The 15,050-nt window shown below is 35.9% G+C and carries 13 protein-coding genes and 2 tRNA genes; 9 read left to right on the top strand and 6 right to left on the bottom strand.

Annotated elements, in window-relative coordinates; translation table 11 throughout:
• Positions 1-5: 5 nt before the first annotated feature.
• Entirely contained in the window at positions 6-686 is a 681-nt protein-coding gene (folE, locus tag Q0871_RS07820; RefSeq protein ID WP_299320715.1) for a GTP cyclohydrolase I FolE, read from the bottom strand.
• Positions 687-820: 134 nt separating this feature from the next.
• On the opposite strand from folE, the gene Q0871_RS07815 reads away from it, so the two are divergent.
• Both Q0871_RS07815 and Q0871_RS07810 read left to right on the top strand, forming a co-directional pair.
• Positions 821-2,623 (top strand): T9SS type B sorting domain-containing protein, encoded by a 1,803-nt coding sequence (locus Q0871_RS07815; protein ID WP_299320714.1) that lies wholly within the window; start codon positions 821-823, stop codon positions 2,621-2,623.
• A 124-nt stretch (positions 2,624-2,747) separates the two neighbouring features.
• Entirely contained in the window at positions 2,748-4,184 is a 1,437-nt protein-coding gene (locus tag Q0871_RS07810; RefSeq protein ID WP_299320713.1) for a T9SS type B sorting domain-containing protein, read from the top strand.
• A gap of 57 nt (positions 4,185-4,241) precedes the next feature.
• Here the strand turns inward: Q0871_RS07810 and Q0871_RS07805 are convergent, their stop codons facing one another.
• Together Q0871_RS07805 and Q0871_RS07800 are read right to left on the bottom strand one after the other, a co-directional pair.
• The gene (locus Q0871_RS07805) at positions 4,242-5,747 is read right to left on the bottom strand and encodes an OmpP1/FadL family transporter (protein WP_299320712.1); all 1,506 of its coding nucleotides are present in this window, start codon (positions 5,745-5,747) and stop codon (positions 4,242-4,244) included.
• Between the two features lie 32 nt (positions 5,748-5,779).
• A complete protein-coding gene (locus Q0871_RS07800) occupies positions 5,780-7,057 on the bottom strand; it encodes a hypothetical protein (protein ID WP_299320710.1) in 1,278 nt (425 codons plus the stop codon).
• A 138-nt stretch (positions 7,058-7,195) separates the two neighbouring features.
• Between Q0871_RS07800 and proS the strand changes: the two genes are divergently transcribed.
• The 4 genes from proS to rpsT all read left to right on the top strand — a co-directional run bounded on the left by proS (position 7,196) and on the right by rpsT (position 9,234).
• Positions 7,196-8,671 (top strand): proline--tRNA ligase, encoded by a 1,476-nt coding sequence (gene proS / locus Q0871_RS07795; protein WP_299320707.1) that lies wholly within the window; start codon positions 7,196-7,198, stop codon positions 8,669-8,671.
• A gap of 78 nt (positions 8,672-8,749) precedes the next feature.
• A tRNA-Glu gene (locus Q0871_RS07790) sits at positions 8,750-8,821 on the top strand.
• A gap of 41 nt (positions 8,822-8,862) precedes the next feature.
• A tRNA-Glu gene (locus Q0871_RS07785) sits at positions 8,863-8,934 on the top strand.
• 48 nt (positions 8,935-8,982) lie between these two features.
• Positions 8,983-9,234: a 30S ribosomal protein S20 gene (gene rpsT, locus Q0871_RS07780; protein WP_073242858.1), complete on the top strand. Its 252-nt coding sequence runs from the start codon at positions 8,983-8,985 to the stop codon at positions 9,232-9,234.
• Positions 9,235-9,486: 252 nt separating this feature from the next.
• On the opposite strand, the gene Q0871_RS07775 is transcribed toward rpsT, so the two are convergent.
• From Q0871_RS07775 to rho, 3 genes are all read right to left on the bottom strand, one after another.
• Positions 9,487-10,170, bottom strand: a complete 684-nt coding sequence (locus Q0871_RS07775) for a hypothetical protein (RefSeq protein WP_299320703.1) — start codon at positions 10,168-10,170, stop codon at positions 9,487-9,489.
• Positions 10,171-10,180: 10 nt separating this feature from the next.
• A complete protein-coding gene (locus tag Q0871_RS07770; protein ID WP_299320701.1) occupies positions 10,181-10,858 on the bottom strand; it encodes a hypothetical protein in 678 nt (225 codons plus the stop codon).
• A gap of 186 nt (positions 10,859-11,044) precedes the next feature.
• A complete protein-coding gene (gene rho, locus Q0871_RS07765) occupies positions 11,045-12,691 on the bottom strand; it encodes a transcription termination factor Rho (protein WP_299320698.1) in 1,647 nt (548 codons plus the stop codon).
• Between the two features lie 195 nt (positions 12,692-12,886).
• Here rho and Q0871_RS07760 point away from each other — a divergent pair, with 195 nt between their 5' ends.
• From Q0871_RS07760 to Q0871_RS07750, 3 genes are all read left to right on the top strand, one after another.
• The gene (locus tag Q0871_RS07760; RefSeq protein ID WP_073242865.1) at positions 12,887-13,297 is read left to right on the top strand and encodes a DUF4293 domain-containing protein; all 411 of its coding nucleotides are present in this window, start codon (positions 12,887-12,889) and stop codon (positions 13,295-13,297) included.
• Between the two features lie 267 nt (positions 13,298-13,564).
• Positions 13,565-14,062, top strand: a complete 498-nt coding sequence (locus tag Q0871_RS07755; RefSeq protein ID WP_299320693.1) for a hypothetical protein — start codon at positions 13,565-13,567, stop codon at positions 14,060-14,062.
• Between the two features lie 171 nt (positions 14,063-14,233).
• Positions 14,234-15,040 (top strand): hypothetical protein, encoded by an 807-nt coding sequence (locus Q0871_RS07750; protein WP_299320690.1) that lies wholly within the window; start codon positions 14,234-14,236, stop codon positions 15,038-15,040.
• Positions 15,041-15,050 lie beyond the last annotated feature (10 nt).

The following is a 15,050-nucleotide window of genomic DNA, read 5'->3' as shown; positions in this document are numbered from 1 at the left end:
TCCTATTAAAAATGGGTATCTAGGTTTAGGTAATTTAAGAACTCTCGGCGTACTAATTCTTCTTTAAATTTACCGCCATACTCTGCTGTTACGGTACTACTATCAATATCGCGAATTCCTCTAGAATTTACACAAAGGTGTTTTGCATCAATAACACAAGCAACATCTTCTGTACCTAAAGCTTTTTGTAATTCTCTAACGATTTGAATGTTTAAACGCTCTTGAACTTGTGGACGTTTAGCATAATAGTCTACAATACGATTCATCTTTGAAAGACCAACCACGGTACCATTAGAAATGTAAGCAACGTGTGCACGACCAACTATTGGTAGAAAGTGATGTTCGCAAGTAGAGTAAAGAGTAATATTCTTTTCAACCAACATTTCACCATACTTGTACTTATTGTCAAAAGTAGAAGCTTTAGGTTTTTTAGCAGGGCTTAAGCCACCGAATATTTCGTTTACATACATTTTAGCAACTCGGTTAGGAGTTCCTTTTAGGCTATCGTCGGTTAAGTCTAAACCTAAGGTCAGCATAATTTCGCGAACATTTTCACGAATGCGTTCAATCTTTTCGGCATCATCCAAATCAAAGGCATCTGAACGTAAAGGAGTATCTTCTGATGTAGAAATGTGATCATTTCCTAATTCATCAAATTGATCTTCCAGTGTATCCTCAATTTTCATTTTATCTATCTTTTAGAAGCTGCAAAGATATACAATATGTGCCACTTTATAACTAATTGCGGGCATTACACAACATAAATTAGCCATAACGTTAAGGTCTAGTTAATTTTAATTTTTCAAATGAGAAGGCCTCTATGACCAAGTATGGTGTATCTATTTTATTAGTTTGCTTTTTTAGCATCTTCACCTGTTTTGCACAGGTGTCGGCAGATTGCGCCAATGCGGTTCCTATTTGCTATAATACTCCTGTAAATGGTGGTACTAATGGTTATGGCATTGACGATTTCAACGGAGCTTCTATTTCTGGATGTATAACGCAGGGTAGTGGTACTATCGAAACAAATTCTGCTTGGTATAAATTTAAGACTGGTGAAATAGGTCAGTTAGGTTTTAATATCGGATTTGATACAAACGAAGATTGGGATTTTGCTTTGTATAGAACAAGCGATTGTAGCACACTGGGTGAGCCTGTTCGCTGTAATTATTTCGATAATTCTGATGATAGTAGTTTCATAGGAGTGGGGGAGGATCCTACAGGTATAGATAATATTCAATATGATGATTGGTTAGATGTTGAACCGGGAGAGGAATATCTACTCATGATCAACAATTTTAGTAACAACAATTCAGGATTCTCTATTCAATTTTCAGGTAATATATTTGTCGAGTTCCCAAACTCTGCTTTAGATTGTGATATCATAGATAATTTATTAGGTCCGCCAATAATAGCATGTGATAACGATAATGTGGTTTTAGATGCAACTACCGTAGATGCTTTAGATTATGAGTGGTACTTAGATGCTGGCACAGGTTATCAACGCATACCTGGTGAAAGTGATCCAGAACTTTCTATTGCTGTATCTGGTATGTACCGTGTGTTGGTAGTAAGACCTTTAGGTAATAATTTAATTAGCGAAACCCAAGTAGCTTATGCGCCTTCGCCAGAAACCTTTTCTTTAGAAGATGAAACTGCATGTTTAGATGGTACGGCTATTGATTTTAATGCAAAGGATGCCGAGGCATTAGGTACTCAGAGTCCGCTAGATTTTAGGGTCTCTTATCATGAAAGTTTTGAAGATGCCTTTGATGGTGCCAAGGCACTTTCAAAAGAATTTATACCAACAGAGGTTTTACAGACCATATATGTAAGAACGACATCAATAGAAAACTCAATGTGTTTTGATGCTTCTGAAACTTTTGATATTAATGGTATCGAATTACCTATTTTGGATTTTGATACAGAGGTGTTTATTTGTGGCGATGAACCTGTTGTAACAATAGGGCAACGTATACCCGATGCTAATTTTACATATGAATGGAGTTCAGGGCAAACCTCTTCTCTTATTACAGTTGCGGAGCCAGGTGTATACACCTTGTCTGTGACTAATATTCAAGGATTAATACAATGTATAACTGTTAGGTCGGTTACTGTTGTTTTTTCTAGTCCGCCAGTAATTTCTGATGTTACTGTGGAATATGAGGATGACGCCTCTAATGTGGTCAATGTTTTCTTAGAAGAGAATGGGGATTTTGAATTTCAAGTTGATAATGAAACACCTCAAGATAGCGGGGTATTTAATAATTTATTCCCTGGTGAGCATACAATCACGGTTCGTGATGTAAATGGATGTGGTTCTGATTCTAGAGATATCGTAGTGGTCGGTTTTCCAAAGTTTTTTACACCTAATGGAGATAACGTAAACGATAATTGGAAAGTTGACGGGTTGTCAGCCTTAGATAATCCGGTAATTACTATTTATGATAGATATGGTAAATTGCTCTATCAAATAGTTGAAAATTCAACTGGCTGGAACGGTTCTTTTAATGGAGCTCTTTTGCCTGAATCAGACTACTGGTTTAAGCTTACCTACACTAATTCTTTAGGGGAAAATACAAAGGCATCTTACATCAACAATCATTTTACATTAAAGCGTTAACTCTGGTGTTTAGGCTTAATTAGTGCATTTTATCGATTAAACGCAAGAATCTTCGATGTAAGATACTAAAGCAGGTCATGTGTAGTTATAATATACATCACGTATACTAATAAGCTACACTTTTATGAGAACACTTCTTTGTTCTATATGTTGTTTGTTTCTTTTCTATTGGAACGTAACTGCACAGAATTCAGCCGATTGTAGAACAGCTATTCCTGTTTGTGCCGATCAGCCTATTATGGGTATTGCCGGTGGAACAGGTGATGTTGATGATTTTGATCCAGATGTAATACTGCAAACTGGGTGCTTAGAAAAAGGTAGTCTTTCTTCCGCAAATATCGAGTTTAATACCTCTTGGTTCGTTTTTAGAGCGGGCACAGGTGGTCAAGTGGGTTTTGATATTGAGGCGTTGGCAACTTCAGGCTCTACACCAACTGCCGAGTGGGATTTTGCTGTTTATGGACCAGATGTTGATTGTGCTGATATAAGTAATGGTACAGCGCAACCCATACGCTGTAATTATGAGGTGAACGACACTAATTTTACGGGACTAGGGGTTAACCCTGAAAGCGGAGAAGAAGGTCGGGCATCTTTAACGGGTAGTCAGAATACTTATGATGAGTATTTAGATGTCATACCTGGTGAGATTTATTACATATTGATAAATAATTTTGCCGATAATTTTACTGGAGATCCCGAACCTTTTATGTTGACTTTTACGGGTAGTTCTGTAAGTGATAGTCAAGATACTGCGTTAGATTGTACATTAAGAGATGAGTTTTTAGGGTTGGATATCATTGCTTGTGAGGGTGATGATCCAATAACTATTAGTGCACTGAATTCACCTGCAGGTGCAGATATTGCCAACGTAGAATGGACGGTAGATTATGAAGATGATGGTGTGGTTGATGATACCCTTACCGGTTCTGGTGATTTTGGAGCTGAACTAATTATAACAAGTCCTAATTCTGGTCGTTATTTCGCTACTATTACAACAATTACAGGAACTCCGCCAACAGTTAGCGATGACAGTGGTGTATTAGTAACCTTTTTTGGAACGCCCATTTTAGATCGTGTAGAGACATTGGATACTAATCTTTCAATTGATCCTGATCAAAATAATATTGAGTTTTTTGTTGAGGGAGATGGGGATTATGAATATGCTATAAATGACGGTGTATTTCAAGACAATCCTATTTTTATGAATGTTCCTCCGGGAGTGAATACGGTAGTTATTAATGATAAAAATGGATGCGGAATTACAGACCCTATCGAATTTTTAGTAGTTGGTTATCCGAAGTTCTTTACTCCAAATGGAGATAATATAAACGATGAGTGGAATATTTTAGGCATTGAAACTCTAAGTGATCCCGTTGTATTTATTTTTGATAGATACGGTAAGCTGTTGAAACAATTAGGGCCTTCAGATGCGTGGGATGGTAATTTTAACGGACAGCAAATGCCGTCTACAGATTACTGGTTCAGGTTTGAATATGGAGAAATGGAAGATAATCTGTTAGTAGCGAAAACCCGAAAGACACATTTTTCATTAAAGCGATAAACATAAAAAAAGGGGAGCAATTTGCTCCCCTTTTTTTATGTTTAAATTTTATATCCTTTAGAAATTGATTGTATAGCTTAATGTTGCATTCATGATGCCTCTATCAATCATAGCAGGTGTTGTTATACCGGCGTTGAATAATCTTTCACTAACATCTTGTTGAGAACGGCTTAGGGAAAAGTCTAATTTACTTCCGCCAAAGTTATACCCAATACCACCAGAAATGGCATTTAGATCTCCAATTGTATTTCCATTGGCATACGGACTCTGTTCAAAACGGTATCCTGCTCTTAGACTTACTTGTTGAATTCTATATTCACCGCCAACCCTAAATGTAGAAACAGTACCTAAATCACTCGCAATTTGAGAATTTACGGTCTGAAAACTTGGGTCGTTTGTAGGGCGTAATTCCGATTGTGAGAAATCTTGATATCCGTAATCGAAACTTAATAATCCGTCTTTTGCAAAAATTACAGCTAAACTGCCGGTTAGTTTTCCAGGGGTCTTCACTGTATAGCTTTCAAATAAATTTACCACATTAAAATTGATAAAATTTATTTCATCATCTGCTAAATCTGAATTTATACGTTGAGAGGTATTATCTTCCAAACGATACCAGGTAGGAGATTGGTAGCTACCACCTAAACGTACATTATCGTTCAATTTGGCAATAGCTCCTAAGGTAAAAGAGAATCCGTTACCTTCTGTTTCTAAATAATTATCAAAAGTTGTTCTTTGTATTTCTGAATTAGGTTCGTATCCATCTTCAGTGAATTGATCAAACTGAGTGTAAAATACACTATGAAAGTTTAAAGAAGCCCCCAAATAAAGGTTCTCTTTATATTGAGAAGCAACATTAATAGTAAACTTGCTGTTGTAACCGGTGGTTCTTCTTAAAAAATCTTGGTCAACAAAATCATATATAGAATTACTGATGTAATTGGTGTTGCCGTCATTTTCGGTTTCTGGGTCAAGAATACCGCCATAATAACCTAAGAAGGTTTGTTGGTCTCTAAATCCTTGAGCTGAACCAATATCAAGATAAGCTTCTTCTAAAAACTCGCCTTCTTGCACAAGAATAGACCCAAAAGGTGTACCGCCAGCATATTCTAGAAAATAGGTATCAATACCTTCGGTGGCACTACCTGAAACATAATATTCATTATCGAAATTATTTACCAAATCATAATTGAAAGCTAAAGTGAATTTCTTCCAGTCAGAATTTGAATCTGTATTATTAAAAACAAATGCACCACCAATTTGATTTAATTGAATATCATTATTTTTAGTGATTAATGCATCACCAAAATAACGGGCATCATTATTCGTGTGGTAGTTAGATCCACTAATGGTAAAAAGGCTGTTATTGAAAACAGCGGATCCTGCAGGGTTAATATTTAGCGATGATAAATCTCCACCTAAGGCACCAAATGCTCCGCCCATAGCTTGAAAACGGGCTGTACCTTGTAGGTTTTCAGTACCGTAACGTAAAGCCTCATTTATATTTTGTGCACTACTTACTGCACATGCCATTAGTACTACGAAAGTTAAATATCTTTTCATATCAATAATTCAAAGGTGATAAATGTTTGATTTTAGTTTCTTCTGCTACTACTGCTTCTAGACGAGCCAGAAGATCTAGATGAAGACCCACTGCTAGAACTTCTAGAACTGCTTCCTGAGCTTCTATAAGAACTACCACTAGAACTGCTTCTGCCGGAGCTGTAATTGCTACTTCTAGAACTGCTTCTTCCAGAATTATAGTTACTGCTTCTAGAGCTGCTACCAGAACTTCTGCCTGAAGAATAACTTCTTGAGCTAGTACCGGAATTTCTATATGTTGAAGTTCTAGGTACGGCAACTCTGCTGCTTGATCTTGCGGTGCTAGAACTTGATGTTCTAGGGCTAGTGCTGTATCTGCCGCTATAGTTTCTAGACGAACTACTGCTATATCTAGGTGTTGCTCTGGTACTTCTACTTGTTCTGTACGCTCTATTTTGGTCAACACCTACCGTTCTTCTTGTGGTAGAATTACCTGAATACGTTCTTGAACTACGTGTGTTTGCAGAACTTCTAGCTGTGGTTGATCTACCGGTTGTAGTTCTATATCTAGAAGAATTACCTCTAGTGTTTACGTTTGACCGACCTCTTGCTGCTGTGGAAGAAAGTCCACTATTATTAGAAGTTTGTCTTGTATAATTACCTCTTCTTGAATTGTTGACGGCATAACTTCTGTTAGAGAAACGGTTGTTTCTGTTGTAATTTCTATTTCCGTAACCATAACCATAACCGTAATTAAAGCCATTGCCATAGCCCCAGTTATTCCAGCCGTATCCCCAATTATTCCATCCAAATCCAAAACCGCCATAACCCCAGTTGTTCCATCTATTCCATCTGTTCCATCCCCATGGTTGACCCCATCCGGCACCATAAAATCCTGCGTAGCCAACATTGTTCCATCCCCATCCGTAAAGACCACCATTGTTCCAGTTATTCCATCCATTATTATGAATGTAAATGCTTACATCAGCATTGTTACTTCCCCAGCTGCCGTAACCTTCATAGTCATTTGCACTGGCGTAGTAATCTGTTAATTGTTCTTCTGGCACGTCTTGATCTAAATCATTACTAGAATAAGAATCTACATCTGTGAAAATTTCTTCATCCAATATTTCGCCATATTGGTCGGCTTTTTCACCAAAATAGTTTGTATAAGTATCCGTTTCAGGATTATTCTGTGTGTAATTTCTTTGTTCAGGTCTTCTTTCTACCGTTGTTGAAGCATTATCAGAATAAATGCCATCATTATTGTAGTAAGATGATTGTTGATATGAACCGCAAGAAGCTGTAATAACAGCTAAGGTTACCAACATTGTTATGTTTCGAAGTTTGTTGTGGGGTATAGAATATATCATCGGATCAAAATTATATTGTTGAACATATTAAAAATAACTAGTTTTACTCAATTATAATATACGAATATTCACAAAATTTGTGCCAAAGTCCAGATAATGAGTAAAAATTTGACGAAGAGAAGCGAGGATTATTCCAAATGGTATAACGAATTAGTGGTTAAGGCAGATTTAGCCGAAAACTCTGGTGTAAGAGGCTGCATGGTTATAAAGCCATATGGTTACGGTATATGGGAGAAGATGCAAGCCGCTTTAGATAAAATGTTTAAGGAAACGGGTCATGAGAATGCCTATTTTCCATTATTTATACCGAAATCTTATTTAAGCAAAGAGGCTAGCCATGTAGAAGGTTTTGCAAAAGAATGTGCTGTAGTAACACATTATAGATTAAAAAATGCAGAGGATGGAAGCGGAATAATTGTTGATCCAGATGCTAAACTAGAGGAAGAGCTTATTGTTAGGCCTACTTCTGAAACTATCATTTGGGATACGTATAAAAGATGGATACAATCTTATAGAGATTTACCATTGCTTATTAATCAATGGGCAAATGTTGTTCGTTGGGAAATGCGTACGAGATTGTTCTTAAGAACGGCAGAGTTTTTATGGCAAGAAGGGCATACGGCGCATGCTACTGAAAAAGAAGCAATTGAAGAGGCAGAGCAAATGATGAATGTTTATGCCGATTTTGCAGAAAACTATATGGCGGTACCTGTTATAAAAGGTACTAAAACTGAAAGCGAACGTTTTGCAGGAGCTATTGAGACTTATTGCATAGAGGCATTAATGCAAGATGGTAAGGCATTACAAGCTGGTACTTCTCACTTTTTAGGTCAGAATTTTGCAAAAGCTTTCGATGTTAAATTTGCAACTAAAGAAGGTAGTAAAGAATATGTTTGGGCTACCTCTTGGGGAGTTTCAACACGATTAATGGGGGCGTTGATTATGACGCATAGTGATGATAACGGATTGGTAATCCCTCCGAAATTAGCACCTATACAAGTTGTTATTGTACCAATTTATAAAGGATTAGATCAGTTAGATCAAATTTCTGAGACCGTTAATCCTTTGGTAAAAGAATTAAGAGCAAAAGGTATTTCTGTAAAATTCGATAATAGAGATACTCACAAGCCTGGCTTTAAATTCAATGAGTATGAGTTACGCGGAGTACCGGTAAGGTTGGCAATAGGCCCAAGAGACCTTGAAAATGGCACTTATGAGTTGGCTAGAAGAGATACATTGAAAAAAGAAACTGTTTTGGCAACAGATGTAGTGGCTAAAATTGAGTTTTTGATGGAAGATATTCAGAAGAATATGTACCAAAAAGCACTTGATTATAGAACTAATCACATTACTGAGGTAAATTCTTATGATGAATTTAAAAAAGTTTTAAAAGAAAAAGGTGGATTTATTTCTGCTCATTGGGACGGTAGTAAAGAAACTGAAGAACGTGTTAAAAACGAGACGAAGGCAACTATACGTTGCATTCCTATAGATGCAAAAGAAGAGGAAGGTGCTTGTATGGTAACGGGTAAACCGTCTAATAAAAGGGTGTTATTTGCGAAAGCTTATTAATTTTTTCAAAAAATAATAAGCAGGTGTTGTGATAGTAAAAAATATTTGTATTTTTGCATCCGCAATTGCGCAAAGTATGGTCCGTTCGTCTAGGGGTTAGGACGCCAGGTTTTCATCCTGGTAACAGGGGTTCGATTCCCCTACGGACTACTAATAAACCGTTGGATGTATTTCCAAAGTATTGACATAATGGTCCGTTCGTCTAGGGGTTAGGACGCCAGGTTTTCATCCTGGTAACAGGGGTTCGATTCCCCTACGGACTACAAAAATTGAATGGATGAGAATCCGAAGAAATTATAATAAATTATAAAATGGCAAATCACAAGTCGGCATTAAAGAGAATCAGAAGAAACGAAGCAGTTCGTTTACGAAACAGATATCAGCATAAAACTACGCGTAACGCTATAAAAAGATTACGTTCAGAAGAAACTAAGAAAGATGCAGAGGCTCTTTTTCCAAGTGTTGTTAGTATGATCGATCGTTTAGCAAAACGTAATATCATACATGATAATAAAGCTGCCAACTTAAAAAGTAAGTTAGCTAAGCACGTAGCTGCACTATAATTTAGCTTTAAAGTAAAAATTTAGAGCCTTCCTTTAATTAGGAAGGCTTTTTTTGTTTGCCGATTTTTTAATAATGACATAGAATAGAGATTCGAAATCGTGCTAGGTAAGGGTCACTAGTAATTATGCAGATTTACAAAACTACTTTACTGAATTGAGTATTTGGCTGTTTTGTATTCTCAAAAACAAGCAAAATCTTCGTGTAAAGAATAATTAGGGATCAAGTCATGATTAGTTAGCATTTCTGAATTTTTATCTAAAAGCAAGTCTTCTACCTTTTAAAAATCCTACAATTAACAAAGAGTACATGATAACGATAAGAGCTCTTAAAATGGATCGTAACCCGTAAGCTTCCCAAATTTGGTAGTCAGTATAACCTATGATGTATATGATGGGGAATATGGAGTAAAATGTCACTATTGAAATGCTTACCCAAAACATTAAATTGTAAGGTTGTATTAAATTAAGGTTCTTTTCTTTTTTGTCTTTAAAGTACAGTGCAACACAAAACACCAAAATGTAAGATCCAATACCTAACGCGTAATAAAGATTTGTGTCTAAAGGGTTTTGAAATTGTGCGCTAATAACGTAGCCGGTTAGCATTAAAAAAGTTCCGTAGGTTATCCATTTTTTATACTTGACATTTGCTATGAGCTGCCTATATACGTGATAAAAAAAGCAAAAGAAGATAATGGCGTATATATTGTAAATAATATCATTATAATTGCTAAATTTCATTTCGTTGAAGAACGATATTTCATCATATGTTCTAACTAGATAACCCAGTATTTCATTAAGTAGGGTGTAGGTGATTATCATAGGAAAGTACTTTAGCGCTGTGTCGTAATATTTACGGTAAGTCGCTAGCGAGACAAACAGGGTCAACGCATATACTAGCATATAATAGTTCTCCTGAACAAAAGTCCAAATTTTCATGAATTATGGATTAAAAATCAGTTTTTGGAGGCGGACCACCTTGACCGAAATTAAAAGCAAGACTTTTACTGCCTTGTAAGCTGGAGTTTAAAGTGAAAGTAGGAGCGAAACTTGCATAGGCGTTTTCTTTTTTATTTAGGTGATTTCCTAAACCGTCTTTCGTATTGGCTTTCCAATCCTTTATTAGTTCAGCTTTACCATTTTCACCAATGAAAAAGCCATAATTAATACCGCCATCATCTAGTGTAGGTACCATGAATATGCTGTTCTGTCGTTTGTGTATAACCGGCTTTCCGTTTGAAAAGTTTTCTTCGTTGGGGTAGTTGGCAAAATACAATCTTAGCTTGGTGATCTTTTTAACACCAGCTGCAGCTGCCTCTTGATCCAAATAAGCCATATATTGTTTGAGTGTTTCATAATCAAAATCTACGAAACGAGAAGCTTCGAATTTTTCTTCTGAAGGTCTTTTTTGGTTTTCGTAATCTTCAATAATTTGTACCCTATTTTGCGAGTAGTTGTCATAAATAGCATCTGCCTGTTTTAATGAAATGATGTGGTCTGGAGCTTTGACTATTTTTGACTCAATAATTTCATCTTTCTTTTTTTTCTGCTGTTGATTACAGCCAATTACAGATGAAATCAGAATTAGGCATAAAATTTTACTGATGATAGTGGTCGGTCTTTTCATTTTCTAAGAATTAAATTAGTAATACGATAATTGGTAAAAGACTGGGGGAGAGTTCTTTTGTTATAGGCTAAAGATATTAAAAAGAATAATAGTGGTCTAGTTTTATGTAATGCCGGAGTTTATGGAATAAAAAAAATCCCGATTTCTATATGAAATCGGGATTTTAAAATATATGTTAGAATAGTTCTACTGATTCATAGTCATTAAGAACTCTTCGTTGTTTTTAGTTTGTTTAAAGCGTTGTTCAATAAATTCCATCGCTTCTACTGGGTTCATGTCCGCAAGATACTTACGCATGATCCACATACGTTGTAGTGTCGCTTCATCTAATAACATGTCGTCTCTACGTGTACTAGAAGATGTAAGGTCAATAGCAGGGAAGATTCTTCTGTTTGCAATCTTGCGATCCAATTGAAGTTCCATGTTACCGGTACCTTTGAATTCTTCAAAGATAACCTCGTCCATTTTAGAACCAGTTTCTGTTAATGCAGTAGCAATTATGGTAAGAGATCCACCATTTTCAATATTTCTTGCAGCACCAAAGAATCTTTTAGGCTTATGTAATGCGTTGGCGTCAACACCACCACTTAAAACTTTACCAGATGCTGGTTGCACTGTGTTGTATGCTCTTGCCAAACGTGTAATTGAATCTAAAAGAATTACAACATCATGACCACATTCTACCAAACGCTTAGCTTTTTCTAAAACGATATTGGCTACACGAACGTGCTCTGTTGGTTCTTTGTCAAAAGTTGAAGCTACAACCTCGCCACGAACATTACGTTGCATGTCGGTTACCTCTTCTGGTCGTTCATCAATTAATAATATAATTTGATAAACTTCTGGGTGATTTGCAGCAATACCATTGGCGATATCTTTTAAAAGCATGGTTTTACCAGACTTTGGTTGAGATACGATCATACCTCTTTGTCCCTTTCCGATAGGAGAGAACAAATCAATAATACGAGTAGATATTGTGCTTTGGCGTTCTGCCAAATTAAATTTTTCTTGTGGGAATAACGGAGTCAAATGCTCGAATGACACACGGTCACGAACTATTTGTGGGTCTATACCGTTAATTTTATTCACCTTTATAAGAGGAAAATACTTTTCTCCTTCTTTAGGTGGTCTTACGTTACCTAATACGGTATCTCCAGTTTTTAATCCGAAAAGACGTATTTGCGATTGAGAAACATAAATATCATCAGGTGATGATAAGTAGTTGTAATCAGAGGAACGTAAAAACCCGTATCCATCTTGCATGATGTCTAAAACTCCTTCACTGTCAATAATAGAGTCAAACTCATACTCAGGTTCTTTGTACCTATTCTTCAGATCCTTGTCAAAATTACTTTTGTCGTGAGTCGGTCTCGGATTAGGCTTATTTTTATGATTGTTATTCTGAGGCGAATTCTTTTTATTAGGCTGGTTTGCAGCTTTTGGTCTAGGTCTTGGTCTTTTTTGCTCAACAGGTGTCTTAGAGTCACTTTCTTGAGTGTTTTCTGTTTTAGCTACATTAACCTTAGCTGGTGCAACCTTTTCTTCTGCCACTTTTTCAGGAGCATTAGTTTCTTTGTTCGTATTTTTTTCAACACGAGGTCTAGGTCTTGGCTTTGGCTTCGGTTTTGGTTTTACTTCTGCCGGCTTGCTAACTTCTTCAGTTGCGGCAGGAGCTATCGCTGCGGCAACCTTCGGATTAGCGGCTTGTAAGTCCAAAATTTGATAAACCAAATCTAGTTTTTTTAAGGTTTTGAATTTAGGAACCTTAAGTCCTTTCGCAATTTCCTGTAATTCAGGTAGCTTTTTTGATTTTAAATCTGAAATCTCAAACATTAAGTAGTAGAATAAATTATAAGAGTTTGTATTGTAAGAAGTAAATATTTTATTTGGATAATCTAAAGGAGATAATTTCCTTACTGGTAGGCGTTATGACGTGATAACGTAGCAATATTACAAATTATTTTGAATAAAAGGGTTATATTTTTTGAAAAGACATGTATTTTTGCAGTGTAAAGTGGTAATTGATTTATGATTCAAAGAATACAAAGCCTTTATTTGATAGTTGTAGCAATACTTACGGGTATTTTACCGTTCTTCTTTAACCTATGGATACATATTGATGGTACTGAAGTATTTGCAAATAATGAAATGCTTATTTCTATTGCCTTTTATGCAAGTACCGTTCTAGCAATATGGGCTATGGTACAATTTAAAAATAGAAAATCTCAGTTTGTTATTAACAGGCTGAACATGATATTGAATGTTTTTTTATTAGGATTTTTCGTTTACCGATCACTAAACTTATCCGGAGAGACGTTGGTCTCAGAGAAGGGTATTGGGATGCTGATTCCAGTATTTTCTATCATTTTTTTGGTTCTTGCTAACAAGGCTATAAAAAAGGATGAAGATCTTGTAAAATCTGTTGATCGCTTGCGTTAAACCTATAATCTTAGTAGTATTAGTGCGTTAAAACCCGGGGTAGTTTCCGGGTTTTTTTATGTCTTTACTTTTCTAAATTTAAAGAACTCCTTTCTTTAAATATCACAGAAACATCGCAGTTTTTCTAACTGTTGTGATAAACTGTTTATGTTTTCTTGAATTCTTCGTGATACCACGTTTCTATGTTTGTCCCAAGAAACAGAAAGGTTAACGATAGTCGTTGATTATCCTGTTTTAAACAAAAAACAATTTTAAAAATTTACGATTATGAAAAACAGAAAATTTACTCTTGTATTATTAGCTAGTGCCATGACAACTTTTTTTATTAGTTGCTCAGATGATGATGCAGAAGTAGTAACAGTAACTGAAACGGTAGTGGAAACAGAGACTGTTGAAGTAGATTCTTCTTTGCCAGTAGGTGATTTGATGGTTACCTTAAGTGGTAATCTAGTTGCTGAGAGCGGTACACCAACACAAGGTTTAGTTGAAGTAGGTGTCGATGCCGATGAGGTTAATTTTGTTCGTTTCGCAGATGATTTTACTACTGAATTAGGTACAGGTACTGTAGGTATCTTTTTATCTACTTCAGAAGTTTTTACCCCAGATCCTGCTAATGGAAATCCAGATTTAATGTTGATAGGTAATGTAGTTGATAATGGTGAGATGTTGATAAAACTAAGTGCTACACCAGATGCTAAATACACACATATTATTCTTTGGTGTGCAACTGCTAATATACCGTTTGGTAATGTTGCGTTAAACTAATATAATTTTTTACTGCCTTTGGGAATAGAGACACATGATTCTGTTTTTCTATGTCTCCCAAAGGCTTTTTTTGTGAAAAGGAATTTTTCTTTTCACATACTTTAATAAAACAGAATTATGCTAAAAAATAAAAATATACTATTCGCATGTTGTTGCTTGTTAACTTATTGTTTGCAGGCTCAGAGTGGATGGACAAGAGAAGCAAAAGGACTATATGTGCAAGCATCGGTCATGAACTTTTCTTCTAACGATTATTATACTACCGAAGGTAGGTTGGCAGATCAAGGAAGTGATTTTAATACAAGTGGTCTATTGATTTATGGTGAATATGGAGTAACCGATAGGCTTACGGCAGTTTTAGACCTCCCTTTGGTACGTTTAAACAGTTTTAGTACTACCGAAACCGTTGGTGGTGTTGGTAATATACAACTTGGTGCAAAATATAAACTATTGAAAAGTTTTCCTTTATCCTTCCAAGTAGCCTTGGATATACCTACTAACGATGGTACTAATTTTGCACAATCTAAAGAACCAAATGCTTTTGGAGAGTTCGATGTTATCAACTTACCAGTGTCTGATGGAGAGTTCAATGTTTGGACAACACTGGCTGCATCGCATAGCTTTGGTGATGGTAAGACATATGCTTCTGCTTTTTCTAGTTTAAACTTTAGAACAGAAGGTTTTAGTAATCAATTACAGGCCGGGGTAGAAGCAGGGCATTTGTTTTTTGATAAGCTATACTTGATCGGTAAATTAAAAATTCAAGAAAGATTGTCTTCTGAGAACAATGTACAAAGCGGATCTTTTTTGTTTGGTGAAGGAACTACGTTTACCAGTTTTGGTTTTACTTCAATGTATAAACTTTCCGATCATTTTAATTTGGTAGCCCAATATTCTGATTATGCCGGATTTTTAGTGGATCGCAAGAATGTTTATGATGGAGGTACTTTTTCTTTAGGCCTAGCTTTTGAATTGTGATTACCTTTTA

It is taken from the genome of uncultured Maribacter sp., from assembly GCF_947500985.1.
GTDB lineage: Bacteria > Bacteroidota > Bacteroidia > Flavobacteriales > Flavobacteriaceae > Maribacter.
Note: the sequence above shows the minus strand (reverse complement) of the source record. Positions and strands in the feature narration are given on the sequence as shown.